Genomic DNA, 25,828 nt, shown 5'->3' on the forward strand with positions numbered 1-25,828 from the left:
CGTTTTCCAAAGAGGAACTGTCTTGAAGAATTCCCTTACTGCGGCGGGCACCTTGGCCGTAGCGGTCATGCTGTCCGCGTGTAGCCCCGACCAGCCCACCGTGCAGGCACCACGACCGGTGCGCACCGTTGCAATCAGCTACGACAATGCCCGCGACAGCAGTCGCTATGTGGGCACCGTACAGTCGCGACATGAAGTCGACCAAGCCTTCCGCGTGGGCGGCAAGGTAGCCCAGCGCAAGGTTGATGTAGGCCAGTTTGTGCGTGAAGGCGACATCCTGGCTGTGCTGGATGACGCCGACTACCGCCTCGCCGAGGAATCGTCGCGACAACAGTGGTCAGTTGCTGTCGAGCAGGCACGCCAAGCCGACTCGGACCGCCAGCGCCTGACCGCGTTGAAGGCTGACGGCTCGGTCAGTGCGGCCGACGCCGAGCGCGCGCAGACCAATGCCCAAACCGCGCATGCGACCGCCGAGGCCGAGGCTCGAAAGCTCGAACTCGCGCGCAACCGCCTCAAGTACACCGTGCTGCGCGCCTCGCGTAGCGGCGTCGTCACGGCTGTGCGCTTTGAGGCCGGGCAGGTCGTGCCGGAGGGTCAACCAGTTGTCTCGATCGCGAACCCGGATGAATCCGAGATCGTCATCGACGTGCCCGAGGATCAGCTAGCCGTCTTCAAGGACGCGCGTTTCAAGGCCTCGCTGGCCAGTGCGCCGAGCGAGGTCTTCGATGTCACGCTGCGCGAGCTGTCGCCGCAGGCGGCAGCGCAGACGCGCACCTATCGCGCGCGGCTCAAGCCGTTACAGGCGCTGCCGCTGGGCGCCACCGCCACGGTTAAGGCCGAGCGAGTCATGACAAGTGTCTCTGTGGCGGCAGTGCCAGCCACGGCATTGACGCAGAGTGACGGTCAGCCGGCGCTGTGGGTGGTCACGCCCACGGGCAATGATCCGGCAGGCATTGTCGATCTGGAGCGTGTGACAGTTTGGAGCTACCGCAATGATGAGGTGCTCGTCTCCGGGCCGCAGGCTGGCGTATTGGTTGTAACCGCCGGCGTCCAGAAGATGACGTCCGGACTGAAGGTCGCGCTCCCCGGTGCGGCGATCGTTGAGGCGAATACCACGCAGCAGGCCGCCCGATGAATAACCTCAACCTCACCGACTGGGCGTTGCGCCATCGCGCCATCGTCCTGTTCATGCTCCTGATTGTCGCGGTGGCCGGCGTCTTCAGCTTCACCAGGCTCGGTCAGCTCGAGGATCCGAACTTTTCCGTGCCCTCCATGACCGCCATGGTCATCTGGCCGGGCGCCACTGCCCAGCAGTTGCAGGACCAGGTCCTCAACCGCATGGAGAAGAAATTCGAGCAGATCGACAACTTCGAGAAGGTGGTCACCTACGCGCGGCAAGGCTACGCAGGCATGACACTCACCGTGCGCGGCGGCACTTCCAAGGCTGACCAGCGAGAAGCCTGGTACCAGGCGCGCAAGAAACTCAACGACCTGAGCCTCGAGATGCCTGACGGCGTGATCGGCCCGATCCTGAACGACGAATACGGCGACGTGTATGGCCTGATGTACGCGGTCAAGGGCGACGGTGTCGGTCACGCCGACCTGTCGGCCGCGGCTGAGGATATCAAGCGCCAGATGCTGAAGGTGCCGATGGTCAAGAAGATCGATCTCATCGGCAAGCAGGCCAAGCGTGTCTACGTCGAGTTCTCGCACGAGCGCCTGGCCGCACTGGGCATTACCCCGCTGACCATCGCCGACAGCCTCAAGAGCCAGAATGCAATGCTGCCCGCAGGCCAGATCGACACCCGCGGCGATCGCGTCATGGTGCGCGTGAGTGGCCAATTCGCCAGCGAAGAGGCTATCCGCAACGTGCCCATCTCTGCGGGCGGCCGGCTGATCAAGCTTGGCGACATCGCGACCGTTGCACGTGGCTTCGAGGATCCGCCGACCTACACGGTGCGTCACAACGGACAGCCGGTGCTGATGCTCGGCATCACAATGACCAGCGACGGCAACATCGTGGACCTTGGCAAGGCGATGGACACGGCAGTCGCCAAGATCCAGTCGGAACTGCCGCACGGCGTGGAGCTGGAGCTGGTGGCCGACCAGCCGACCACGGTAAAGGATGCAATCCTGGACTTCGGGCGTGCGCTGGCCGAGGCGCTGATCATTGTGATCGCGGTGAGCCTGGCCAGCCTGGGCTGGCGCGCAGGCCTCGTGGTCGCGGCCACGGTGCCGCTGGTGCTGGGCGGCGTGGCGCTGGTGATGCTGGCGATGGGCTGGAACCTCGAGCGCATCTCGCTCGGCTCACTGATTATCGCGTTGGGACTGCTGGTGGATGACGCCATCATCGCCATCGAGATGATGGTGGCGAAGATGGAAACCGGCATGGACCGCGTGAAGGCGGCCGCCTTTTCCTATCAGTCCACCGCCATGCCGCGCCTGACCGGCGCACTTATCACCGTCGTAGGCTTCCTGCCGATCGGCCTCTCGAAGTCCACCACCGGCGAGTACGCGGGTGGCATTTTCTGGATCGTTGGCGCCGCGGTGCTGTTCTCGTGGATCTGTTCCGGCATCTTCACACCGTACCTGGCGGTCAAGATGCTGCCCAACGACTTGGGCACGCACCAGCACGCAGATCCGCACGACACCAGGTTCTACCGCAGCCTGCGCCGCCTGATCGACGCCGCCATCGAGCGCCGCTGGGTGGTCATCGGTGCGACGGTTGGCGCTCTTGTGCTCGCTCTGGCCTGTATCAAGCTGGTGCCGCAGCAATTCTTCCCCAACAGTTCGCGTCCTGAACTGGTCATTGACCTGCGTGTCAAGGAAGGCTCCTCGTTCGCCGCGACGACCGAGCAGGTCAAGCACTTGGAGGAGATCCTGGCGAAAGACGAGGACGTGCGTTTCTATACCGCTTACACCGGCGCTGGCGCACCGCGTTTCTATCTCTCGCTCAACCCCGAGCTGCCCAATCCGGGTTTTGCCCAGTTCGTTGTGATGACCAAGGATCTGGATGCACGCGAGCGGGTACGTGCGCGGCTGGTGGCCTCGGCTGACCAACAATTCCCACAGGCGTGGGTACGCGTGACCCGGCTCGAGTTGGGGCCACCTGTCGGCTACCCGGTGCAGTTCCGCGTCGTCGGCCCCGATACCCAGGTGGTGCGCAAGATCGCCCGTGACGTGGAGAAGGTGGTGGCGTCCAACCAAAAGGTGCGCGACCTCCAGCTCGACTGGAACGACCCGGTGCGTACGCTGAAAGTGGAGCTTGATCAGGACAAGGCGAGCGCGCTTGGCCTCACCCCAGCCGACGTGTCATTGGCGACCCAGACCGTGATGAACGGCGCAACCCTGTCTCAGCTACGTGAACGCGAGGACCTGATCGACATCGTGGCCCGTGCCGTGCCAGGGGAACGCTTGAACCTCGACACACTGAAAGACATCAACCTCTACACACGTCAAGGCACGGTGGTGCCGCTGTCGCAAGTCGCACAGGTGCGCTCTGAACTGGAAGAGCCGGTACTGTGGCGTCGCAATCGCGACATGGCGATCACGGTGCGTGCCGACGTGAAGGATGGTGAGCAGGGTGTATCGGTGACGCAGGAAATCCAGCCGTTGCTTAAGGACATCGAAGCCAGGCTGCCGACCGGTTACCGCATCGATGTGGGAGGAGCGGTTGAGGAAAGTGACAAGGCGAACAAGGCGCTGCTCGCGGTGGCCCCGCTGATGCTGATCACCATCCTGTTACTGCTCATGCTGCAACTGCAGAACTTCTCCCGCATGTGGATGGTGATGCTGACTGCACCGCTGGGCTTGATCGGTGTGGTGCCCGCGCTGCTGGTGTTTCAGTCACCGCTGGGCTTCGTCGCGATCCTGGGCATCATCGCACTGGGTGGCATGATCATGCGGAACGCGGTGATCCTGATCGATCAAGTACAAATCGAGATCGCCGAGGGGCGCGACCCGTGGAACGCTGTGCTGGATGCCGCCATTCACCGAGCCCGTCCGGTAATGCTGACGGCGCTGGCCACTGTGCTTGCAATGATCCCGCTAACACGCAGTGTGTTCTGGGGACCGATGGCCATTGCGATCATGGGCGGCCTTACCGTGGCGACGCTGCTGACGATTTTCTTCGTCCCGGCGTTGTACGCCGCATGGTTCAAGGTGGGTCGCCAGACGGTCGCTGGCACCCAACCGGTGAGGGGTGACGCAGCGCTCGCTTCTGAGTGATGAGGGCCGTGGCGTTGGGCCCCCGGACCTCACCGCTATCAGGCTGCAGAGTTATCCGAACGCGGCCCGAGCCTGCGGCAGCTCCTACGGGATCGAGGTAGTTTCGCAAAATTGCGCCGGACGCGGTCAATGTAGGAGCTGCCGCAGGCTGCGATCTTTTGATCTTGATCTTCTCGAGATCGCTGAGAAGCAAGATCAAAAGATCGCAGCCTCGCTTCGCTCGACAGCTCCTACAGGGGTACGCGTGCGCTGAAGGATTGGCCGGCCGTTGGGCCGCCTCGCATTGGTGGTTGCGGTACACGCCCCGTCGAGAGACTCCGTTCCGGTTCTGCGCAGTGGGTCATAGCGACGGCATATGGCCGCCTTACATCCCCATAAACTTGAATAACCACAACCCTCCCATCCCAACCGCCAGTGTCAGCATCGTATTCCGAGTCTGCCAGGCAACCCACGCCGCAATAATGGCCGCGGGTATCTGGGGGTTACTCAACACGAATTCACCCTGCCCATTGGGGTACACCACGGCGGGCAGCACCAGGGCCGCCAGCACACTCGCCGGTACGTACAGCAAGGCCCGTCTCAGCACCGACGGGATGCGCAACCGGCCATACAGTTCGACAAAGGAAAGACGCATGGCGAAGGTTCCCAGGCCGACCGCCAGGAACAGTCCCCACATGGCTAGATCACTCATCGCGTCTCCCTCTCGACGTCAGGGGTCGACGCACCGCTCGATGGGCGTTTGCGAACACTCTCGATCAGCAGACCCGCCATGACACCGCCGATGGAAGCGGTGACCAGACCAAGGTTGTACGGCATATCGACTGCAATCGCGGCGAGCAGCCCACCGACCGTGGCGGCGCCCAGGGTTGCCGCGCTACGTAGGCCGGGAACCAGAAGCGCCAGGAAGGAAAGCGGTATGGCAAAGCCCAATGACCAGGTCTCGGGGATGCTTGCGCCCAGATAAATGCCCGCCAATACCGATAATTGCCAGGACAGCCACATGGCAACGGTGGTGCCGGCATAGTAGTAGTGAGCAAATGGCCCCAGTTCGCCTGAGGAAAGCTTGAGGCTGCACAGCGCGTAGGACTGGTCGGAAAGCATGTAGGACAACGGCCACGTCCAGCGCCGGGGCAAGTGATGCAGAGAGGGGGCCAGTGACGCGCTGTACATGATGAAGCGCAGGTTGATGACCAGCGCGGTGACCACGATCGCCAGCGGCACAATGCCCGTATGGAGCAGTTGCAGTGCGACCATCTGCGCGGATCCGGAGTAGAACAGCAGCGTCATGCCCATGGTCGTGCCCGGCGACAGGCCCATGTCGATCGCCATGACCCCCGTCAGCAAGCCGAAAGGCACGACGCCGGGGCTCAATGGAATCAGCGCCCGGACACCTTGCATGAACGCTTCCCTTCCTGTTCGGTACAGCATTTCGTCTCCTTGTATTTTTGTTCGCGCCGCCGATTCGGTTGACCGTACACCGGCTGCTCTGAAACTGGATACAGGATAAGCTGGAGTTATTGCAAGCCATCTACGCAGACCATTGCCTGGCCCATGGTCCGCCGCCCATCGTGCGGTAGAGTGTGGACCCGGAGCCCGATGGGTAGAACCGACTTTTTTCGCGAAAACAGGTAGTTTTTTGTTATGGCTAAAAGCGCAGGGCCTGATCAGGCCCTGCGCTTAATGCCGTCCGTCGCGTAATGACGTCGATCAGTGGTTAAGCCACTGGATCAGCTACAAGGCACTTAGAGACTTGGTGTGATGGGATGAAGTGCTGGGGCTTCCCTGAATCGGCAGCGCCTTCCTCGATCGCCTGCTGGATCGCACGCTTGCGACTTTCTTCGGCGCGGCGGCTGAAGAACCAGACCAGGAACGTCATCAACGATACCGCCAGCAGAATCAGGCTGGCCACGGCGTTGATCTCCGGTTTGACCCCCAGGCGCACCGCCGAGAACACTTCCATCGGCAGGGTGGTCGAACCGGGGCCCGAGACGAAACTGGCCAACACCAGGTCATCCAGGGACAGGGCGAAGGACATCATGCCGCCCGCCCCCAGGGATGGCGCGATCATCGGGATGGTGATCAGGAAGAACACCTTCCACGGCCGCGCACCGAGATCCATCGCCGCCTCTTCGATGGACAGGTCCAGCTCACGCAAGCGCGCCGACACCACCACCGCCACATACGCCGCACAGAACGTGGTGTGGGCGATCCAGATGGTGACGATGCCACGCTCCTGTGGCCAACCGATCATCTGCGCCATCGCCACGAACAGCAGCAACAGCGACAGACCGGTGATCACTTCCGGCATCACCAAAGGCGCGGTGACCAGGCCACCGAACAGCGTACGCCCCTTGAAATGGGTGATACGGGTCAGCACGAACGCCGCCAACGTACCCAGCGCCACCGCCGCCACCGCCGTGTAGCAGGCGATTTCCAGCGAGCGCACCACCGAGCCCATCAGTTGGGTGTTGTCCATCAACCCGACGTACCACTTGATCGACCAGCCCCCCCAAACCGTCACCAGCTTGGAGGCGTTGAACGAGTAGATCACCAGGATCAGCATCGGCGCGTAGATGAACAGCAAACCCGCTATCAGCATGAAACTTGAGAAACGGAAGCGCTTCATTCCTTGCCCTCCATTTCTTTGGCCTGGCTACGGTTGAACAGGATGATGGGCACGATCAGGATCGCCAGCATGACCACCGCCAAGGCAGACGCTACTGGCCAGTCACGGTTGTTGAAGAACTCTTGCCACAGCACTTTACCGATCATCAGGGTTTCCGGGCCACCGAGCAGTTCCGGGATCACGAACTCGCCCACGACCGGGATGAACACCAGCATTGCGCCTGCGACGATGCCATTCTTGGACAGCGGAATGGTGATCTTCCAGAAGCTGTTGAAGGTACTCGAACCCAGGTCGGACGCAGCCTCCAACAGGCTGTTGTCGTGTTTCACCAGGTTGGCGTAGAGCGGCAGGATCATGAACGGCAGGTACGAATACACCACCCCGATATACACAGCGAGGTTGGTGTTGAGGATCTGCAGCGGTTCATCGATCCAGCCCATGGTCATCAGGAAGCCGTTGAGCAGACCGTTGTTGCTGAGGATGCCCATCCACGCATAAACGCGGATCAGGATCGCGGTCCAGGTCGGCATCATGATCAACAGCACCAGCACCGTTTGCATCTCTTTGCGGGCACTGGCAATGGCGTAGGCCATCGGGTAACCGATCAGCAAACAGAGGACGGTACTGATCAGCGCCATCTTCAACGAGCCGAGGTAAGCGGCGATGTACAACTCGTCGTCGGCCAGCATCGCGTAGTTGCCCAGGTTAAGCAGCAACTGCACCTTTTGATCGAGGTAGCTGTAGATCTCGGTGTACGGCGGAATGGCCACGTCGGCTTCGGCAAAGCTGATCTTCAACACGATGAAGAACGGCAGCATGAAGAACAGGAACAGCCAGATGAATGGAACCCCGATGACCAACTGGCGGCCACCGGGAATTATTCGATTGAGGCGGCGTTTGAATTTGCGCATGTTCATGAGCGAAGTACCACGCCGCTGTCGTCTTCCCAATACACGTAAACCTGGTCACCCCAGGTCGGGCGCTGACCGCGGCGCTCGGCGTTGGCGACGAAAGACTGGACGATCTTGCCGCTCGGCAATTCGACGTGGAACACCGAGTGACCGCCCAGGTAGGCGATGTCGTGCACCTTGCCGCTGGACCAGTTGTATTCGCAGGTCGGCATGATCGGGGTCACCAGCAGTTTTTCCGGACGGATCGCGTAGGTGACCGACTTGTCCTGCACCGAGGTGCTGATGCCGTGACCGACGTAGATGTTGCGGTCCAGATCCTTGCAGGTGATCAGCGCATGGCCTTCGGCGTCGTCCACCACTTCACCGTCGAAGATATTGACGTTGCCGATGAATTCGCAGACCAGGCGGCTGGTCGGGGTTTCGTAAATGTCGATCGGACTGCCGATCTGGGCGATCCAGCCCAGGTGCATGATCGCGATGCGCTCGGCCATGGTCATGGCCTCTTCCTGATCGTGGGTCACCATCACGCAGGTCACGCCGACCCGCTCGATGATCTCGACCAGTTCAAGCTGCATTTGCGAGCGCAGCTTCTTGTCCAGCGCCCCCATCGGTTCGTCGAGCAGCAACAGCTTCGGTCGCTTGGCCAGGGAACGCGCCAGGGCCACACGCTGACGCTGGCCACCGGACAACTGATGCGGCTTGCGCTTGGCGTACTGCGTCATCTGAACCAGCTTGAGCATGTCCGCGACACGGGCATCGACTTCAGCTGCGGGGATTTTGTCCTGCTTGAGGCCGAAGGCGATGTTCTGCGCCACGGTCATGTGCGGGAACAAGGCGTAGGACTGGAACATCATGTTGATCGGCCGCTCGTACGGCGGCATGTCGGTGATGTCTACGCCATCGAGGAAAATGCGCCCCTCCGTGGGCCGTTCAAAGCCTGCGAGCATGCGCAGCAAGGTGGATTTGCCCGATCCCGAACCGCCGAGCAGGGCGAAAATTTCGCCTTTCTTGATTTCCAGGGACACATCGTCCACGGCAATCGTCTCGTCGAACTTCTTCGTGACCCGGTCGATTTTGACCAGCACCTGTTTAGGTGACTGGTCGCCCTCGAGGGCTTTCTTATAGGCGCCGGACGCAACTGCCATCTATTTATCACTCGCGCAGAGAGGTCGTTTGCCTGAACAAGGCAACCTTATTGTTATTAGGATACGCTGATGGGTAATAACTTAGTTCGTTCGTAACCACTCGAAAAACAGTGCAAATAACTCCGCCTGAGAATTAACTTTCAGCTTCAAATAAAGACCTTTGCGGTGCATGCGAACCGTTTCTGGCGAAATACCGAACTGGCTCGCGGTGGACTTCACGGAGTGCCCGCGGAGCACCATGTGCGCTACCTCGCGCTCGCGCTCGGTTAGCAGTTCGCGACCAAAGTTTTCAAAGGCGCCCTGCAAACGTTGTTTGAAATCATCATGCACCGTAGCTTCAACATCGGCCTGTATTGCGCCACTCTTCTGCAGGCCACGCGGGCCAAACTCACTAATGAATTCCCGCACCAGCGGTTCGACGGCTCGCAGTAAATTGAGTTGCTCCGCCTTGAGCGCCTCGCCACCGAAGCCTTGAAACAGGCTCACTGAAATCTGCGAGTCATTCACCGTATCGACAATATAAAAACTGTCTTCGGAGCTACCCGCTTTCAAGTAGTAAGTTTTGTAGTACTCACTCTCGAAGAAGTTGTCCGGGGCTATTTCCTCCAAGTGATAAAATCCTTCAGCCAATCCCTGCTCTACCGCCAGGCAAAACGGATCAAGCAAGTAGCCACCCGAAAAATAGCGGTCGATGATCGACTCACGATATTTTTCCGGAATGCCACGCTGATACAGCAACTGTGGTGCACGGTCCTTGTGTTCCAGGCTGATCAAAACCGATTCGATGGACACCAAATGCCCAAACGCCGACGCCAGATATTGCAGGGCATCGAGCGTGTCGATATGCGCGAATGCCTCGCGCATGTCGCGATGCCATTTATGTAATGCCCCGAAGGACAAAGCGATCAGTGCAGCGTCGTCTGGTTTGCTCATGCCGCGAAGTCTAGCGGGTGAACCGGCATTTGGTAACCGCAGCCTTGAAGCACTCATTGGCCGAAATACTGGCCGCTTTGCTCTAGCTCAGCCGCCACCTCAAGGATACAAGCGCGCAAGATCTCGACGATTTCATCAACCTGAGCGCAGGACAGAATCAGCGGCGGCGACATTACGTTGAGGTGCATGATCGGCCGCACCAGCAGGCCTCGGGCCTGCGCTCGAGAGTGAATCATTTCGCCAATGTTGATCTCGTCGGCAAACAGCGCCTTGGTGCGTTTGTCGGCCACGAACTCCACGCAAGCCATGAATTTCTGACAACGCACATCGCCCACCAATGGCAAGTCTCTGAGTGTCGACAGCCGCTCTTCAAGGTACGCGCCCACCACGTCGACATGTTCCAGCAGTTTTTCCCGCTCGATGATCTCGATATTTTTCAGCGCTGCGGTGCAGCACACCGGATGACCGCTGTAGGTGAAACCGTGGGTGAAGCAGCGGCCCTTGCCCGGCTCGGCAATGACTTTCCAGATGCGGTCGGAAAAAATGCAGGCGCCCAGCGGCAGATAAGCAGACGTCAGCCCCTTGGCCGTGGTGATGATGTCAGGCTGTACATCGAACACGTCATAGGACGCGAAGAACTTGCCCAACCGACCGAACGACGTCACCACTTCATCGGCGACAAACAGAATGTCGTAGCGCTGGCAGACTTCCCACATGCGTTTCAGATAACCCTGGGGCGGAATGATCACGCCGCCGGAGCCCATGATCGGCTCGGCAAAGAAGCCTGCGACCTTGTCCGCACCGATGGTCAGAATCTTGTCCTCGAACTCGTTGATCAGAAACTCAAGGAATTGCGCTTCATCCATGCCATCCGGGGCGCGGTACGGATTGGGGTTGGAGACGTGATGAATGTAGTCGTTGGCGTAATCGAATTCCGGCACGCGGTCGGCGGCCTTGTTGCCGATCGACATCGTCAGCGTAGTCGAGCCGTGATAGGCGTTGAAGCGAGCGATGATGTGCTTCTTGTCCGTTTTGCCACGGCAGTTCTGATAGTACTGAATCAGCCGGTACGCGGTGTCCACGGCCGTGGAGCCGCCGGTGGTCAGGAACACATGATCGAGATCGCCAGGGGCCAGGCTGGCGAGTTTTTCGCACAGTTCGATGGCGACGTTATTGGACATGTCGGAAAACGGATTCGAATAGGCCAGTTGGCGCACCTGCTCAGCAATCGATAGCGCCATTTCCTCACGGCCCAGTCCGATGTTCGTGCACCACATGCCACCGACCGCATCCAGGTAGCGGTTGCCCTGAGTGTCGTAAATATAGGCGCCGTCACCCGCCACGATGTTCAGGGAACCTTGTTCGCTGTGCTCATCGAACACGTGATAGCCGTGCATGTAATGGGCTTTGTCGGCTTTGACCAGACGGGATTCATCGGCCGCGGACAATACGTTCTTAGTAGGAGTAGCCATACCAAAACCTCAAACCAAAGGGTTGAATGATCAGATGCCGCTTTTTACCGTGCTCCAGACGCGCGTCATGGCGCGCATGTCTTTCGCGTCCTGGGTTTTTTGCGGAAACAGGCGCTGACGGGTTTCGTCATCGGGATAAATCGCCGGGTTATTGCGCACGTCGGCACTGAGCAACGGTGTCGCCGCCGCGTTGCTGTTGGCGTAGTGGATGTAGTTCGTCACGTCCGCCATGACCTGTGGCTGCATCAAGTAATCGAGAAACTTGTGGGCATTGACGACGTGAGGCGCATCGGCCGGGATGTACATGTTGTCGAACCAGATCAACGAGCCTTCCGTAGGGATGAAATAGGCCAGTTTGATTTTCAGTTTGGCTTCTTCGGCACGGGCCATGGCGGTCGCGTAATCGCCAGACCAGGTCATGGCCATGCACACATCACCATTGGGCAGGCTGGTCAGGTAATTGACCGAGTCGAATTTGCGGATGTACGGCCGCACCGACAACAGCAACTCTTGCGCGGCTTTCAGGTCTTCTGGCGCGGCACTTCGCGGGTCGCGTCCCAGATACTTCAGGGCCAGTGGAATGACTTCGGTGGGCGCATCGACCAGGGTGACGCCGCAATCGGCGAAGCGCGAAACGATTTTCGGATCGAAGATCATCGCCAGCGAACCGATCGGCGCGTCCGGCATGCGTTCCTTTATCTTGTCGACGTTATAAGTGATGCCGTTACTGCCCCAGGTATAGGGTGCGGAGTACACCGTGCCGGCGTCAAATCCTTGCAAATCCTGCAAGACTTTCGGGTCAAGGTTGGTCCAGCCTGGCAGTAACTTTTTATCCAGGGGCTGGAACACCTTGGCTTTGATCAGTGGAGGAACGAGGGAGGCGTTCAGTACCACCAGGTCGTAACCGGAATGGCCGGTGAGCAACTTCGCCTGCACCGTTTCATAGGCATCAAACGTGTCGTAAATCACTTTGATGCCGGAAGCCTTCTCAAAATCGGCAATGGTTTTTTCGCCGATGTAATCGGCCCAGTTATAAAGCCGCAGCGTTCTGCTGCCGTCCACTTCGGCGGCGTGAGCGTTCAGTGTCAGCGGTGCAAGTAATAGACTGGTAATCACCATGAGGGCCTTGCGCATAGCAAATTCACCTTAGCAAGCGAAGCCGGTTCTGGATGACCGGTTGAACCTACTATTGAGCGATCGGCCGAACGGCGCCATACCCCGAATGGGTGTGTGCGCCTTTTTACCGTCTCGGGCAGGGCGCAACATGGCAAGAACAGCAGCCGGGTGTGCACGACACTATGACGTCCTCGCCCCCGGATTCTGCCAGAACGAGGGATCGGCACTCTTGAGCCGCTCTACCGCGTTATTGATGTGATTGAGCGCCGCATGCCGTGCGCCTTCAGGGTCGCGTGCGGCGATGGCTGCGTACACGGCGCAGTGCTCGCCGCGTACCGTCTTGGCCAGGTCCCGGCGGCGTTCTTCGTTGGAACGCGTGATGCGGATCGCCTCTTTGATGAATTGAGCGATAAATTCGTGCAGTGACGGGTACAGCGGATTGCCCGTCGCCCGGGAAATGGAGTGATGGAACGCCAGGTCTTCCTCGACGCCATCGCGACCCGCCTGCTCGGCGGCATCGATGGCCTTCAGCGCCAGGTGGATGGCCTCCAGCTGCTCAGGCGTACGCCGCTGCGCCGCCAGTGCCGCGGCCTCCCCTTCGATACCGCGTCGTAACTCGGTGACGCGCAATACCGCCTCGATCGACCCGCAGACATCCAGATCGATGGTGAACGCCTTGATGTGCGCGCCTTCGCTGACCACGGTGCCGCTGCCTTGGCGGACCTCGACCAGACCGGCTGACTTCAGGCGCGAGATCGCCTCGCGGATGACCGTCCTGCTGACTCCGAAACGCTCCGCGAGCACCGGCTCCGTGGGCAGGCGCGCGCCCGGCAGCGCTTCGCCGTTGGCGATATAGGCCTTGAGGGCCGCAGTGACCTGATCGGACAGCGTGCCCTTGGCGGAATCCTTCAGCACAGCCAGCGCATCGGCGGGACAGGCAGATTTATCAGGCGTGGGCATAGGCATCTCTGGACTCAAATCGGTGAACGGTACTGCATTTTAGACCCGCCGTCCTCCCTGGCATTCCCTTCTTGAATTCGTATGACGTATTATGATAAAAAACCGCCGTTCATGTAATCCGATAAAAACAAAGTCACCCACTACAAAAATAAGGATGGGGGAAACACATGACTGAATCAGTGATTCAAACCGGTGCCAGCGTGCCCGCTGACCGCTTCGAGGACCTGGCGTACCGCAAAGTCGCCTGGCGTATCCTGCCGCTGTTGTTGCTGTGTTACCTCGTTGCCTATCTGGATCGGGTCAACGTGGGTTTTGCCAAACTACAGATGTCCGATGATTTGCAATTTTCCGAAGCCGTCTATGGGCTTGGCGCAGGGATTTTCTTCATTGCGTACTTTTTGGTGGAAATTCCCAGCAACCTGATCTTGCATCGCGTCGGCGCACGGTTGTGGATCGCGCGCATCATGATCAGTTGGGGAATCATCTCCTCCGCCATGGCACTGGTCAGTACGCCAATGTCCTTCTACATCATGCGCTTCCTGCTGGGGCTGGCCGAAGCCGGGTTCTACCCGGGTGTCATCCTCTACCTGTCCTACTGGTTCCCGACCCACCGCCGCGGCAAGATGTACGCCCTGTTCGCCACGGCAGTGCCGCTGTCCGGGCTGATTGGCGCGCCCTTGTCCGGCTGGATCATGAGCGCCTTTAACGGCACCCATGGGTTTGCCGGCTGGCAGTGGCTGTTTTTCCTCGAAGGGCTGCCCTCGATCGCCGTCGGGATCCTGGTGATCTTTTGCCTCAGCGACCGGATCTCCAAGGCCGGCTGGCTCACCCGCGAAGAGAAAACCCTGCTGCAGACCCGCATCGACGCCGAATCTGCGGGCCATCAAAAGCACAGCCTCAAAGAGGTGTTCCTGCAGCCGCGCATCTGGCTGCTGACGGCCATCTATTTCTGCATGATCGCCGGCTTCTACACCGTGGGCTTCTGGTTACCGACGCTGATTCGCCAGGCCGGGGTCAGCGATGTCTTGCAGGTCGGCATGCTCACCGCCATCCCTTATGCCGCAGCGGCACTGACCATGATCCTGGTGTCGCGCAGCGCCGATCGGCTGCGCGAGCGTCGCTGGCACCTGGCGTTGACCGCCGTGCTTGGCGGTATCGGCCTGTTCATCTCCGCCACCTGGAGCGACAACTTCACGGTGTCCATGATCGGCCTGACCCTTGGCTCCATGGGGGCCATGAGCACCCTGCCGCTGTTCTGGAGCCTGCCGACCGCCTTCCTCGGCGGCACCGCAGCGGCAGCCGGCATTGCCCTGATCAACTCCTGGGGCAACCTGGCGGGCTTTGCCTCTCCGTACTTGATGGGTTTCCTCAAAGACGCGACCCACAGCACCACGATCGGCATGTATGTGATGGCAAGCGCACTGTTCCTGGGCGCCCTGCTGGTCTTCAGAATCCCCGGAAAACTGGTTAACCACTGACGTTTGGAGTAACTCATGAATATTCTCGTGACCGGCGCAGCCGGGTTCCTCGGCCGCCGCCTGATCGAAGCCCTGCTGCTGCGTGGCTCGCTCACCGACCGTGCCGGCCAGACCCGACCCATCAGGCAAATCGTCGCCTTCGACATGATCGCGCTCCAGGGGATCGACGATCCTAGGGTCAAGGTGGTGTGTGGCGATATCGCTGACCCTGAAGTGCTGGACAGCCTGATCGATGCCAGCACTGACAGCATCTTTCATTTGGCGGCGGTGGTGTCCAGCCAGGCCGAAGCCGACTTCGAATTGGGCATGCGCATCAACTTCACCGCAACGCAGAACCTGCTCGAACGCATTCGCCTGCTCGGCACGTGCCCGAAATGGGTGATGACCAGCTCCGTCGCGGTATTTGGCGGGCAACTGCCGGAACACGTCGGGGATGATCACGTCTGGGCGCCGCAGAGTTCCTATGGCACGCAAAAAGCCATGAACGACCTGCTGCTCGCCGACTACAGCCGCCGCGCATTCGTCGATGGCCGCAGCCTGCGCATGCCGACCATCGTGGTGCGCCCGGGCAAACCGAACCTGGCCGCTTCCAGCTTTGCCAGCGGCATCATCCGCGAACCGCTCAACGGCCAGCACAGCGTGTGTCCGGTGCCCCTCGATACCCGGCTCTGGCTGATGTCGCCAGCGCTGGCGATTCGCAACCTGATCCATGGTCATGAGCTCTCCAGCGCGCAACTGACCCAGGGTCGTGTGATCAACATGCCCGGCCTGTCCATTACCGTCGAACGGATGATCGATGCCCTGCGCCAGACTGCGGGCGCAGAAGTGGCCGGACGGATTCGCCTGGAGCGCAATCCCGCGATCGAGCGTATCGTCGGCTCATGGCCAGGGGCCTTTAGCGCCACCTACTCCCGGGATCTGGGGTTCACCGCGGATGAGGATTTCACCGAGGTCATCCAGCAGTTCATCAATGAGTACCTGCCCGGATAAACCAGATTGATTGTTTGATTTCAGGAGTCTCCATGCCTCGTTTCGCTGCCAACCTCAGCATGCTCTACCCGGAACACGACTTTCTCGACCGCTTCGCCGCGGCCGCCGCCGATGGGTTTCAGGCGGTGGAATACATGTTCCCCTACGACTACAGCGCGCAACAATTGAAACAGCGGCTCGACGACAATGGCCTGGTCCAGGCCCTGTTCAACGCGCCGCCTGGCAATATGTCGACGGGCGAAAAAGGCACCGCGTCCCTGCCTGGCCGCGAATCCGAGTTTCGCGCCGGTTTCGCCCAGGCCCTGGAATATGCCGCGGTACTGGGCAATGACCGCATTCACGTCATGGCCGGACTCCTGAGCTGCGAAGCCGACCGCGCCAGGCACCACGAGACCTATCTTGAAAACCTCAGCCATGCGGCGACAGAAGCGGCCAAGGTGGGCGTCACCGTATTGCTGGAGCCGATCAACACCCGCGACATCCCGGGGTTTTTCCTTAACCACCAGCATGAGGCACAGGCGATCTGCAAAGCGGTCGGCAAGGCCAATCTCAAGGTCCAGTTCGACATCTACCATTGTCAGATCGTAGAAGGTGACGTGGCGACGAAGCTGCGGCGCGATTTCGCCGGCATCGGGCATATCCAGATCGCCGGAGTGCCGGATCGCCACGAACCGGACATGCACAATGAGTTGAATTATCCGTACCTGTTCAATCTGATTGATAAGCTGGGTTACAGCGGCTGGGTGGGTTGCGAGTACCGGCCACGCGGCAACACCACCGAAGGTTTGAAATGGTTGCGCGACTGGCAGGGCCGGTCGATCCGGGGCTAGTCACAGGTTCCAGGACAGCGACTGAATGTGACAAGCACTGTTCTGGATCCTGCTTCCACTGATGTCCGCCATGCGAAGTGGCCTTCTGACAGGCAGCTTCGCTACCGCATTGGGCGCCCCAGGGACAGCGCGATTAGACAGCTAGCTATCTGTTGAAGAAAGTCTGAAGTATTCATTTGAGCCTACAGATTCTTTCACCCCACCGCCTATGCTTAACATCAGTTCCACAGCGAACCCGCCACGGCAGCGCTTGGTGGCAACCAGTGCCCGGGCAGACAAGGACTACGAGGAGATCACGATCGGCGAACACAAGGATGGCCAAGCTCTGCAGACCTGTCAGTAGCTACGGCCGAAGGTGATCAATGGGGACGTTCCAATGCCAGAGAAGGCACGCAAAGCCGCCAGTCTCGGACATTTGAACAATCAGGCGCACCTGCCCTGATTGACGTTTCCAGCTTCACCCTTACCTACGCCGGAGTCAGTGATAATGAAAAATAACAAGAAAACCCTGTTGCCCGTGACCGTACTGGCAGCCGGCATGCTCGGCGCCTCGTTCAGCGTGGCCGCAGCAGACACGTTCAAGGTCGGCATGGAAGTCACCTACCCGCCCTTCGAATCCTATGACAAGGACAAGAACGTGGTGGGCTCGGACCCGGAACTGGCAACGGCCCTGGCCAAGCACATGAACGCCAGAGTGGAGTTCGTCGACACCAAGTTCCCGAGCCTGATCCTGGGCCTGAACTCCGGCAAGTACGACGCGGTCATTTCCGGCATGTACATCACACCGGAGCGCCAGACTCAGGCCCAGACCATCGCCTATGCCAACACCGGTGCCGCGGTCATGGTGCCCAAGGGCAGCGAGATCAATGCGAAAAAACCTGAAGACCTGTGCGGCTTGAAACTGGGCCTGGAACAGGGCACTACCTGGGTCAAGGAATTCAGGAAGCTGTCCGATGACTACTGCGTGCCGAACAACAAAGGCGCCATCACCGTCAGCGAGTACCCCTCGGCGCCCGAAGTGACCCAGGCCCTGTTGTCCAAAAACATTCAGGCCCAGGTGGAAATCGCCGGCGCCGCAAAAATGATCGCGGAAAAGACCAATGGCCGGGTAGTGATCACCACCGAACACCCGATCTATCAGCAAACCCTGGGCATCTTCGTCAAGAAAGGTAACGACGAAACCTTCCAGGCCGTGCAAAAGGCCTTCGAGGAGACGAAAAAGAGCGGTGAATACGCCGCTATTCTCAAGAAGTATGGCTTGGAAGAACCGACGGCTCACTAAGCGCATGTCCTTCTAGTCCGGTCATCTGCCGCCCCTGCACCGGGGCGCCAGATCGAGGTGCCCTATGCCATTCGATTGGTCGTATTTCTTCTCCCTGTTCTCCCTGCCAGACTTCTGGAAGGCCTGCGTCACGGTGGTCCAGCTCAGTGCCCTGGCCTGGTTTATCGGCATGCTGTTGGGGTTTGTCCTGGCCACGGCCAAGCTGTCCCAGTCGCCCTTGCTGCGTATTCCCGCGGCGGTCTACATCTGGTTCTTCCGCAGCATCCCGTTGCTGGTGCTGGTGGTCTTCGTCTACAACTTGCCGCAGTTGTTTCCCGGTAGCGGGCCGATTTTGTCCAACCCCTTCTACTCCGGCTTGCTGGCCCTGGTGGTCACCGAAGCGGCGTACATGGCGGAGATCCATCGGGGCGGGCTGATTTCCGTGGCCAAGGGCCAGAAGGAAGCCGGGCGCGCGCTGGGTGTCGGCCTGTTCGGCATGCAGCGCCTGATCGTGATCCCCCAGGCGTTCCGGATCTCGCTGCCGACGTTGATCAATGAATACATCACGGTGGTCAAGCTGACGTCGCTGGTCTCGGTCATCTCCCTGACGGAAATCCTCACGGTCGGCCAACGCCTCTATGCCACCAACTTCCTGGTCATGGAAACCCTGGCCGCGGTGGGTGTGTACTACGTGCTGATCGTCACCGTGTTCGGCTATTTCCTGCAGCGTCTGGAGCGTTACCTGGACCTGAACTTCCGCAAGCCACACACACTCGACGCCGCCGCCGTGGCCAAGCTCAAGGCCTGCGCCGAAGCCTTGCCCGACAGTGCGCGCAAAGCCGCGGGCAACAACGCGACACCCATCCTGCAATTGAAGAACATCCAGAAAAGCTATGGCACGCACCAGGTGCTGATGGGGATCGACCTGAATGTCGAATACGGCCAGGTGATCTCGATCATCGGCCCCTCCGGTTCCGGCAAGACTTCGCTGATCCGCACAGTCAACGGTCTGGAAAGCATCGATACCGGCGACATTCTGTTGTTCGGTGAAAAATTCATCGAAGCCTCGGACAAACCCGACAGTTCCCGCCTGCGCAAAGGCGTGCGGCACATCGGCATGGTGTTCCAGAACTTCAACCTGTTCCCGCACCGCACCCTTCTCGACAACGTCACGCTGGCGCCGCGTTACCACGGCCGTCCGGGCGAGCTGAGCGAACACCGTGCTTATGCGCTGCTGGACAAGGTCGGCCTGCTGGCCCATGCCCACAAGTACCCGCACCAGCTCTCCGGCGGGCAACAACAGCGCGTGGCGATCGCGCGTGCCTTGGCCATGGAGCCGGACATCATGCTGTTCGATGAACCTACGTCAGCGCTCGACCCGGAACTGGTGGGCGATGTGCTGAACGTCATACGCGACCTTGCCAACGAAGGCATGACCATGATTATCGTCACCCACGAAATGGACTTTGCCATGTCGATTTCCGACAGGGTCGTCTTCATGGAGAACGGCAATATCCAACTCGATGCCGCACCTGACACCATACGCTGCGATGCCGAAGGAGAGCGAGTGCGGCGCTTCATGGGCATCGGTACGCTGGCGCCAAACCTGTCTGCCACCGCGGACCCTGCGTAAGCAGGGTGGCGTAGCGAAGTTCCTCTGAACTTCGCACCGCGTTCCGATCGCAGCAGTCGACGATCAGGCCAACTCCGGCAGCTTGATCGCCAGGCGCCGTGCCAGCAATCCGGCAAAGGCCAACACCGGCAATATCGCTGTCGCAAAGGCCAGCCATAACAATGGCGAGAACCCGTCGCCGATGAGGGAGCCGGCCAGTGCCGGGCCGGTCATGGAACTCAGGGCGAATGCGGCGGGAATCAGCATGATCGAGCGTCCGCCAGGGTCCAGCCGGGGAATCGCCGCGGTTTGAAAAATACAGCCCCAGGTGAAACCGACTTCCCAGATCCAGGCACAAAATCGCTGCGCCGCGGTAATGCCAGGGCGCTCAGGCTCAACAACAGCATGACTGATGCTCATTACCCTCTCCTGTCCCTGGCGCTGTCAGCGCTGGTCGACCGTGGTGATTTGACTAGACGACGGGCAGAGGCTTATCGCCAGTCAGCGACAATCCCATGCTCCAGCGCAAAAGGCTGGCAGGCGATGGTGCGACGTTGATGGTCGACGGCCTGTTCAGCGGTGGCCAGCCAGAGCATGACCGCGGCGGGCACCTCAGGGGGCGCCGAGCCGGCACGCAGCGCAATCACACCGCGATCGCCGATGGTGGCCTTGAGCGCATCGGTGGTGACCACCCCCGGATTGACCGTAAAGCCACGAATGCCCGACTCGCCCAGTTCGACCGCGAGAATGCCCGACAGGCGTGACACCGCCGCTTTGCCAGCCCCGTAGGCGTAGCCCCAGCCGCCCTTGCCTGCGGCTACCGGAGGGTCGGTTTCACCCGCCCCGGAGGTCACATTGATGACCACCCCGCCACCCTGTTCGACCATTCCGGCCACCACCGCCCGGGTCAGCAGAAAAGGTGACATGACATAACCCTGAAATACCCGCTCCAGGGTGTCGGGCTGCAGTTGCATGAACGGCAGATTGAGGTCGCTGCCCTGGTAGATGGCGTTGTTGACCAGTACATCGACTCGACCGAACTCGGCGAACACCGCTGCGCTGGCGTCCAGTACCGAAGCGCTGTCGAGCAAGTCCATGCGCACCACCAGGGCCTGGCGGCCCATGGCCCGGATGTGCGCAGCGGTCGCATTGAGGCTGCCGGACAATGGCGAGCCATCGGCATTGCGCAAGGCATGGTCGTGGTTTTCGCCCTCGTCCAGGGTGCGCGCACTGATCGCCACATCGAACCCGGCACGGGCGAATGCCAGCGCCGTTTCACGGCCGATGCCGCGACTGGCGCCCGTGATGAATGCCACTTTGTTCATGATCGTTCCTTATGCTTGGAGAGCGCTTGGGTCAAAACTTCTGCGGGCGAACCATGGCATCCATGCCGCCATCGGGCTCAGTATCGGCAGACGACCGTGTCAACGACTACGTCCGCTTGGACTACAAGCGAATCACGCACGCAGCGGCCACCGCTTACGGCCATACGGCCGAGGTGCTCTGATCTGCACCTTACCCGCACAAAAATCGGCACGCGGGTACAAAATCGGGCACAAAAGTAACAAGTAACACTTCCCAAAGTGCGCCCTGCGCAGCGCAGGTTTGCCTACACCCCTTATAAACCGCAGCTCTCAGCCAGTTCATCAGAAATGGCATGACCTTTGCTCCCTCTACTGATAATCATCTGATATATCAGATGATTATCAGGAGTGAGACATGTCCGAACCTATCGATTTTTCCAGCCATCGCCAGCCCGCGATGGCCCCCGTGAAAGGCGCAGCCCAACTGCGCGAACTCGCCTATGCGCAAATCAAGCAGCGGATTATCAGCTGCGAGTTTCGCCCCGGTGATGCGATCAATGAAGCGCAATTGACGGCGACACTGGGGCTTGGCCGCACGCCGATCCATCAAGCGCTGCACCGCCTGGAAGTGGAAGGCATGGTCACGATCATGCCGCGCAAGGGCGTGATGGTGACTGCCCTGTCCCTCAACGATGTGCTGGACATGATCGAAGTGCGCGTGAGCAACGAACAGCTGTGCATCAAGCTGGCGGTTGAGCGCGCTCACGATTCCGACATCCAGGCCATGCGCGACATTCTCGAGCGCACGCCCGCCCTGCTGGCCAAACACGACGTGGCGGGGCTCATGTCGCTGGACCTGCAGTTCCACATGTCGATTTCCGCCGCCGCACACAATCGCGTGCTGGCCGAACTGCTGCGCAACCTTCACGAAAAACAGGCGCGCTTCTGGTACCTGACCCTGTCGGAAAACCACCATAGCGAACGCATCTACCACGAGCATCTGCACATCCTCGAGGCGTTGGAACAGCGTGACGGCGACGCTGCCGTCGCGGCTGTCCATCACCACATCGACGATTTCCGTCGCGCCATCATGCGCACCCTTTAATCACTGATCACGAGAGTTCTTCATGACCCAATTGACATTCCAGGTAGTCGGCCAGGGCGAACACCAGGCCAGCATCAAGCACCTGATTATCGCTGGCTGGGCGGGACGCAACAGCGAAGCGGTGGAGCACCACATTGCCGAACTGGAAGCGCTGGGCGTGCGCCGTCCGACGCAGATTCCGTGTTTCTACCGGGTCTCGGCCAGCCTGCTGAACAACGCCGACAGCATCCAGGTGCCGGGCAAGGACTCATCCGGGGAGACCGAATTCGTGCTGCTCCCCAGCGAGCAAGGGCTATTGATCGGTCTGGGTTCGGACCACACCGATCGCAAGGTCGAAAGCTATGACGTCACGGTGTCCAAGCAGATGTGCGACAAACCCATCGCCCGGCAGGTTTGGCGTTATGCCGAAGTTCAGGGGCATTGGGATCAATTGGTGATGCGCACCTGGCGGGTGCGTGACGGTGTGCGTGCGCTGTACCAACAGGGCCCGGTAACGAACCTGCTGGCGCCGGAAACGCTGCTGGCAAAACTCAACAGCGACGCTTCGCTGCCAGCGGACACTGCCATGTTCTGCGGTACGCAATCGGTGATCGGCGAACTGGGCTATGGCGAAGCCTTTGAAATGGAGCTGTTCGATCCCGTACTCAACCGCAGCCTGCGCCACCGGTACGGTGTCGAGCCACTGCCTGTCGCGGAGTAAATTGAAGATGAAGGATATTGCACAGTTCGCCCAGGCGCTGGCTGACGGCCGTACCACCAGTGTCGCCTTGGTCAAGGAAGCGTTGATCCGTATCGAAGCGCATCGTGCCGCGGGTGGGGTTGCCTACATCAGCGTCGATGCCGAAAGCGCCTTGCAGGCTGCGCAGGCCAGCGATCTGGCACGGGCTTCAGGTTACGTGCCCTCGCCATTGGCCGGGCTCCCGGTCTCTATCAAAGACCTGTTTGATGTGGCCGGCCAAGTCACTGCGGCCGGCTCCAGGCTGCTGGCCGATGCGCCGCCCGCCAGCAGCGATGCGCTAGTGGTCGAACGGCTGAGATCGGCCGGCGCCATTTTGCTGGGCCGCACCAATATGAGCGAGTTCGCCTTTTCCGGACTGGGGCTGAACCCACACCATGGCACGCCACTCACGCCGTCTGCGGCTGACCGCATCGCCGGTGGCTCCAGCTCCGGCGCCGCCGTGAGCGTGGCATTGGGCATGGCCGTCGCCGGGCTGGGCACCGACACCGGCGGATCCATCCGGATCCCCGCCGCGTTCTGCAGCCTGACCGGGTTCAAGCCCAGTGCCAGCCGAGTCCCCATGGCCGGCACATTCCCCTTGGCCGTCAGCCTGGACTCTGTCGGCGCCCTGTCACGCAGCGTCGCCGACTGCATTCTGCTCGACCGGATTCTCACCGGCGATCAGCTTGACACCCGCGCCGCGCCCCTGGCCGGGCTGCGCCTGGCGGTCACCCGGGATTTTGTTCTCGATCAGGTTGATGCCGGCGTCGCAGCAGCCTTCGAACGCGCCCTGGACCTGCTCGCCAAGGCAGGCGCCTGCATACGCTGGTTCGACTTTCCAGAACTGCATGAACTGCCCCGTATCAACGCGGCTGGCGGGCTGACGGCTGCCGAAGCCTGGCACGGCCATCGCCAGAGGCTCGAGGGCGACAACGCCCAGTGCTATGACGCGCGCGTCGCCCAACGCATCCGCCGCGGCGCGGCCATCAGTGCAGCCGATTACCTGGACATTCGCAGCGAACGCCAACGCCTGATCAGCGTGGCGGGTGAGCGTCTGGGCGACGCCGACGCCTGGTTGATGCCCACTGTCGCCGTGGTCCCGCCGAGGTTGGCAGACCTCACTGAAGACGCTGCATTTTTCGCCACCAATGGCCTGGTATTGCGCAACACCAGCGTGATCAATTTCCTCGACGGTTGCGCCCTGAGTTTGCCGTGCCAGCGCGGCGACGAGCTGCCGGTCGGGCTGTCGATCGCCGGCCTGCATGGGCAGGACGCTCGTGTCCTGCAAGTGTCTCGCGCTATCGAGGCACTGTTGCAAGAGCACACTTGATGCACTGCCGCTGAACCAGGGGCAGGCCCGGCCTGCCCTGTTTTACCTGACTGACTCATCGAAAAAATGACACGGCGGACCCTCGTGCGTCCTCACTCGCCTGCCAATCGGCTTGCGTGCCCAACTGCGCAACGAATTGACGAGATAACTTATGAACCGAAGTCACGCAAGTTCAACCATGGCGATCGACCTCGACCCGACGACGGTCGAAGTGGCGGCCGTCTATCGCAAGATCGCCTGGCGTCTTCTCCCGTTTCTGGTGTTTCTGTTCGTCCTGGCCTGGATCGACCGGGTCAACGTCGGTTTCGCCAAACTGGCCATGCTGCAGGACCTGGGTTTCAGCGAAGCCGTTTATGGCCTGGGCGCCGGGATATTCTTCATCGGTTACTTCATCTTCGAAGTGCCCAGCAATCTGCTGCTGGAAAAAATCGGCGCCCGCCGAACCCTGGCGCGCATCACCATCATGTGGGGCCTGACGTCCATCGCCATGGCGTACGTCGAAAGCGCCTGGTCGTTCTATGTGCTGCGGTTTCTGCTCGGGGCCTTTGAAGCAGGCTTCTTTCCCGGCGTCGTGCTGTATCTCACCTACTGGTTTCCCGCGGCGCAGCGGGCCAAGATCAACGGCATGTTCATGACCTCCTTCGCCATTGCCGGCGTCGTCGGCGGCCCACTGGCCGGGTTCATCATGAGTCGCATGGTCGGGGTCGGCAGCCTGGCCAACTGGCAATGGCTGTTCATCCTCGAAGGCATTCCTTCGGTGATCGCCGGGTTCCTGGTCCTGCGTTATCTCCCGGAGAAGCCGGCCAATGCCAAGTGGCTGAGCCCGGCACAACGCACTATGGTCAGCGACACCATTGCCCGCGAAGACAAGGCGCCAGGCAAACACAGCGACCTGCGCTCCTTGCTGCGTTACCCCAAGCTGTGGTTATGCGCGCTGGTGTATTTCTGCCTGGTCAGTGGCAACGCGACCATTGCGTTCTGGACGCCATCGGTCATCAAGTCGTTGGGTGTCGATGACACTATGAACATCGGACTGCTCTCCTCGATCCCCTTTATCCTGGGCACCGTGGCGATGCTGTGGAACGGCTTTCACTCCGACAAGACCGCTGAACGCCGTGTGCACTGCGCGATGGCAGCCCTGCTCGCCGGCCTCGGATTAATTTGCACCGGCCTGTTCATCGGCAATGCTGCGCTGGCGTTGATCTCCCTGACCGTGGCCGCCATGGGCATTCTTGCCGCTTTTCCGGTGTTCTGGTCGATTCCCGGTGCATTCCTGGCAGGCACCGCCGCCGCGGGGGGCATTGCGCTGATCAACTGCATCGGCAACCTCGCCGGCTTCGTCGCGCCCTACATGATCGGATGGCTGAAAACCCAGACCGGTAGCCTGTCCGCTGGCCTGTATATGGTCGCAGGCTTTGAAATACTGGCGGGTGTGTTGCTCCTGCTGTTATTCAAAGGGATCAAAGTGAGCAAGTCGCAGGTTTGAGCCGTGATCCATACCTGACCGTCGGAGCACAACGTCGTCCATCGAATCGGCGTTGTGTTTCCCTGATATCCATGAAAAATCTGAACCATGGCCCTCTACTCCTTTGCTGAATGTAGCTTTGAATGACGAACCCCGCCCCCGCGCAGAGGTCAAAGCCAGTGATGGCATCGCCAATGATCAAAGGCCTCTGGCCTGCTTCATTAAAGGGCGAAGCCAGAAGCTCACACACTTTAGGGTGCGCCGGATAACTTCAGCAGGCTCGGATTCTGCCCGGGCAGGTGTTGACTGCTGCTCACATCCAATGCTCCCGTTTCGGAGTACGAA

Annotated in this window: 22 protein-coding genes and 1 pseudogene; 12 read left to right on the forward strand and 11 right to left on the reverse strand. The window is 60.4% G+C overall.

Features of this window, described 5'->3' with window-relative positions; genetic code table 11:
- The first annotated feature begins 22 nt into the window (after positions 1 to 22).
- Entirely contained in the window at positions 23 to 1,135 is a 1,113-nt protein-coding gene (locus ACA062_RS20175) for an efflux RND transporter periplasmic adaptor subunit (RefSeq protein WP_497452673.1), read from the forward strand.
- Positions 1,132 to 4,227 carry an efflux RND transporter permease subunit gene (locus ACA062_RS20180; RefSeq protein WP_497452674.1) on the forward strand — a complete coding sequence of 1,032 codons (3,096 nt, stop codon included), beginning with the start codon at positions 1,132 to 1,134 and terminating at the stop codon, positions 4,225 to 4,227. Before ACA062_RS20175 ends, ACA062_RS20180 begins: the two co-directional genes overlap by 4 nt.
- A gap of 364 nt (positions 4,228 to 4,591) precedes the next feature.
- Here the strand turns inward: ACA062_RS20180 and ACA062_RS20185 are convergent, their stop codons facing one another.
- From ACA062_RS20185 to ACA062_RS20225, 9 genes are all read right to left on the reverse strand, one after another.
- Complete coding sequence (locus ACA062_RS20185; protein ID WP_497452675.1) at positions 4,592 to 4,918, reverse strand: AzlD domain-containing protein; 327 nt, start codon at positions 4,916 to 4,918, stop codon at positions 4,592 to 4,594.
- Positions 4,915 to 5,655 carry an AzlC family ABC transporter permease gene (locus ACA062_RS20190; RefSeq protein ID WP_497452676.1) on the reverse strand — a complete coding sequence of 247 codons (741 nt, stop codon included), beginning with the start codon at positions 5,653 to 5,655 and terminating at the stop codon, positions 4,915 to 4,917. The genes ACA062_RS20185 and ACA062_RS20190 overlap by 4 nt, the downstream gene beginning before the upstream one ends.
- A gap of 286 nt (positions 5,656 to 5,941) precedes the next feature.
- Positions 5,942 to 6,853: an ABC transporter permease subunit gene (locus ACA062_RS20195; RefSeq protein ID WP_497452677.1), complete on the reverse strand. Its 912-nt coding sequence runs from the start codon at positions 6,851 to 6,853 to the stop codon at positions 5,942 to 5,944.
- Positions 6,850 to 7,731, reverse strand: a complete 882-nt coding sequence (locus ACA062_RS20200) for an ABC transporter permease subunit (RefSeq protein WP_497457463.1) — start codon at positions 7,729 to 7,731, stop codon at positions 6,850 to 6,852. The genes ACA062_RS20195 and ACA062_RS20200 overlap by 4 nt, the downstream gene beginning before the upstream one ends.
- A 35-nt stretch (positions 7,732 to 7,766) precedes the next feature.
- Entirely contained in the window at positions 7,767 to 8,909 is a 1,143-nt protein-coding gene (locus ACA062_RS20205; protein WP_497452678.1) for an ABC transporter ATP-binding protein, read from the reverse strand.
- A gap of 81 nt (positions 8,910 to 8,990) precedes the next feature.
- Entirely contained in the window at positions 8,991 to 9,842 is an 852-nt protein-coding gene (locus tag ACA062_RS20210) for a helix-turn-helix transcriptional regulator (RefSeq protein WP_497452679.1), read from the reverse strand.
- 53 nt (positions 9,843 to 9,895) lie between these two features.
- Positions 9,896 to 11,314, reverse strand: coding sequence for an aminotransferase (locus ACA062_RS20215; RefSeq protein WP_497452680.1), 1,419 nt, complete (start codon positions 11,312 to 11,314; stop codon positions 9,896 to 9,898).
- Positions 11,315 to 11,344: 30 nt separating this feature from the next.
- Positions 11,345 to 12,448 carry a polyamine ABC transporter substrate-binding protein gene (locus tag ACA062_RS20220; RefSeq protein ID WP_497452681.1) on the reverse strand — a complete coding sequence of 368 codons (1,104 nt, stop codon included), beginning with the start codon at positions 12,446 to 12,448 and terminating at the stop codon, positions 11,345 to 11,347.
- 162 nt (positions 12,449 to 12,610) lie between these two features.
- The gene (locus ACA062_RS20225) at positions 12,611 to 13,396 is read right to left on the reverse strand and encodes a FadR/GntR family transcriptional regulator (protein ID WP_497452682.1); all 786 of its coding nucleotides are present in this window, start codon (positions 13,394 to 13,396) and stop codon (positions 12,611 to 12,613) included.
- Positions 13,397 to 13,557: 161 nt separating this feature from the next.
- Here ACA062_RS20225 and ACA062_RS20230 point away from each other — a divergent pair, with 161 nt between their 5' ends.
- From ACA062_RS20230 to ACA062_RS20255, 6 genes and pseudogenes are all read left to right on the forward strand, one after another.
- Positions 13,558 to 14,868: an MFS transporter gene (locus ACA062_RS20230; RefSeq protein WP_497452683.1), complete on the forward strand. Its 1,311-nt coding sequence runs from the start codon at positions 13,558 to 13,560 to the stop codon at positions 14,866 to 14,868.
- Between the two features lie 15 nt (positions 14,869 to 14,883).
- On the forward strand, positions 14,884 to 15,858 hold the full coding sequence (gene denD / locus ACA062_RS20235; RefSeq protein WP_497452684.1) for a D-erythronate dehydrogenase: 975 nt from the start codon (positions 14,884 to 14,886) through the stop codon (positions 15,856 to 15,858).
- Positions 15,859 to 15,890: 32 nt separating this feature from the next.
- The gene (otnI, locus tag ACA062_RS20240; RefSeq protein WP_497452685.1) at positions 15,891 to 16,688 is read left to right on the forward strand and encodes a 2-oxo-tetronate isomerase; all 798 of its coding nucleotides are present in this window, start codon (positions 15,891 to 15,893) and stop codon (positions 16,686 to 16,688) included.
- Between the two features lie 265 nt (positions 16,689 to 16,953).
- Positions 16,954 to 17,130, forward strand: a pseudogene (locus tag ACA062_RS20245) (isopenicillin N synthase family oxygenase); the annotation flags it as partial.
- A 45-nt stretch (positions 17,131 to 17,175) separates the two neighbouring features.
- Positions 17,176 to 17,970: an ABC transporter substrate-binding protein gene (locus tag ACA062_RS20250; protein ID WP_497452686.1), complete on the forward strand. Its 795-nt coding sequence runs from the start codon at positions 17,176 to 17,178 to the stop codon at positions 17,968 to 17,970.
- 64 nt (positions 17,971 to 18,034) lie between these two features.
- Positions 18,035 to 19,582, forward strand: coding sequence for an amino acid ABC transporter permease/ATP-binding protein (locus ACA062_RS20255; RefSeq protein WP_497452687.1), 1,548 nt, complete (start codon positions 18,035 to 18,037; stop codon positions 19,580 to 19,582).
- Between the two features lie 63 nt (positions 19,583 to 19,645).
- Here the strand turns inward: ACA062_RS20255 and ACA062_RS20260 are convergent, their stop codons facing one another.
- Together ACA062_RS20260 and ACA062_RS20265 are read right to left on the reverse strand one after the other, a co-directional pair.
- The gene (locus tag ACA062_RS20260; protein WP_497452688.1) at positions 19,646 to 19,981 is read right to left on the reverse strand and encodes a hypothetical protein; all 336 of its coding nucleotides are present in this window, start codon (positions 19,979 to 19,981) and stop codon (positions 19,646 to 19,648) included.
- 71 nt (positions 19,982 to 20,052) lie between these two features.
- Positions 20,053 to 20,886, reverse strand: coding sequence for an SDR family NAD(P)-dependent oxidoreductase (locus tag ACA062_RS20265; protein WP_497452689.1), 834 nt, complete (start codon positions 20,884 to 20,886; stop codon positions 20,053 to 20,055).
- Between the two features lie 394 nt (positions 20,887 to 21,280).
- Between ACA062_RS20265 and ACA062_RS20270 the strand changes: the two genes are divergently transcribed.
- The 4 genes from ACA062_RS20270 (at position 21,281) to ACA062_RS20285 (ending at position 25,504) form a co-directional block, all read left to right on the forward strand.
- Positions 21,281 to 21,970 carry a GntR family transcriptional regulator gene (locus ACA062_RS20270; RefSeq protein ID WP_497452690.1) on the forward strand — a complete coding sequence of 230 codons (690 nt, stop codon included), beginning with the start codon at positions 21,281 to 21,283 and terminating at the stop codon, positions 21,968 to 21,970.
- 22 nt (positions 21,971 to 21,992) lie between these two features.
- Positions 21,993 to 22,670 carry a DUF2848 domain-containing protein gene (locus tag ACA062_RS20275; RefSeq protein ID WP_497452691.1) on the forward strand — a complete coding sequence of 226 codons (678 nt, stop codon included), beginning with the start codon at positions 21,993 to 21,995 and terminating at the stop codon, positions 22,668 to 22,670.
- A 7-nt stretch (positions 22,671 to 22,677) separates the two neighbouring features.
- Entirely contained in the window at positions 22,678 to 24,018 is a 1,341-nt protein-coding gene (locus ACA062_RS20280) for an amidase (RefSeq protein WP_497452692.1), read from the forward strand.
- 151 nt (positions 24,019 to 24,169) lie between these two features.
- Entirely contained in the window at positions 24,170 to 25,504 is a 1,335-nt protein-coding gene (locus ACA062_RS20285; protein ID WP_497452693.1) for an MFS transporter, read from the forward strand.
- The last annotated feature ends 324 nt before the right edge of the window (positions 25,505 to 25,828 follow it).

This window comes from Pseudomonas sp. LBUM1679 (genome assembly GCF_059695565.1).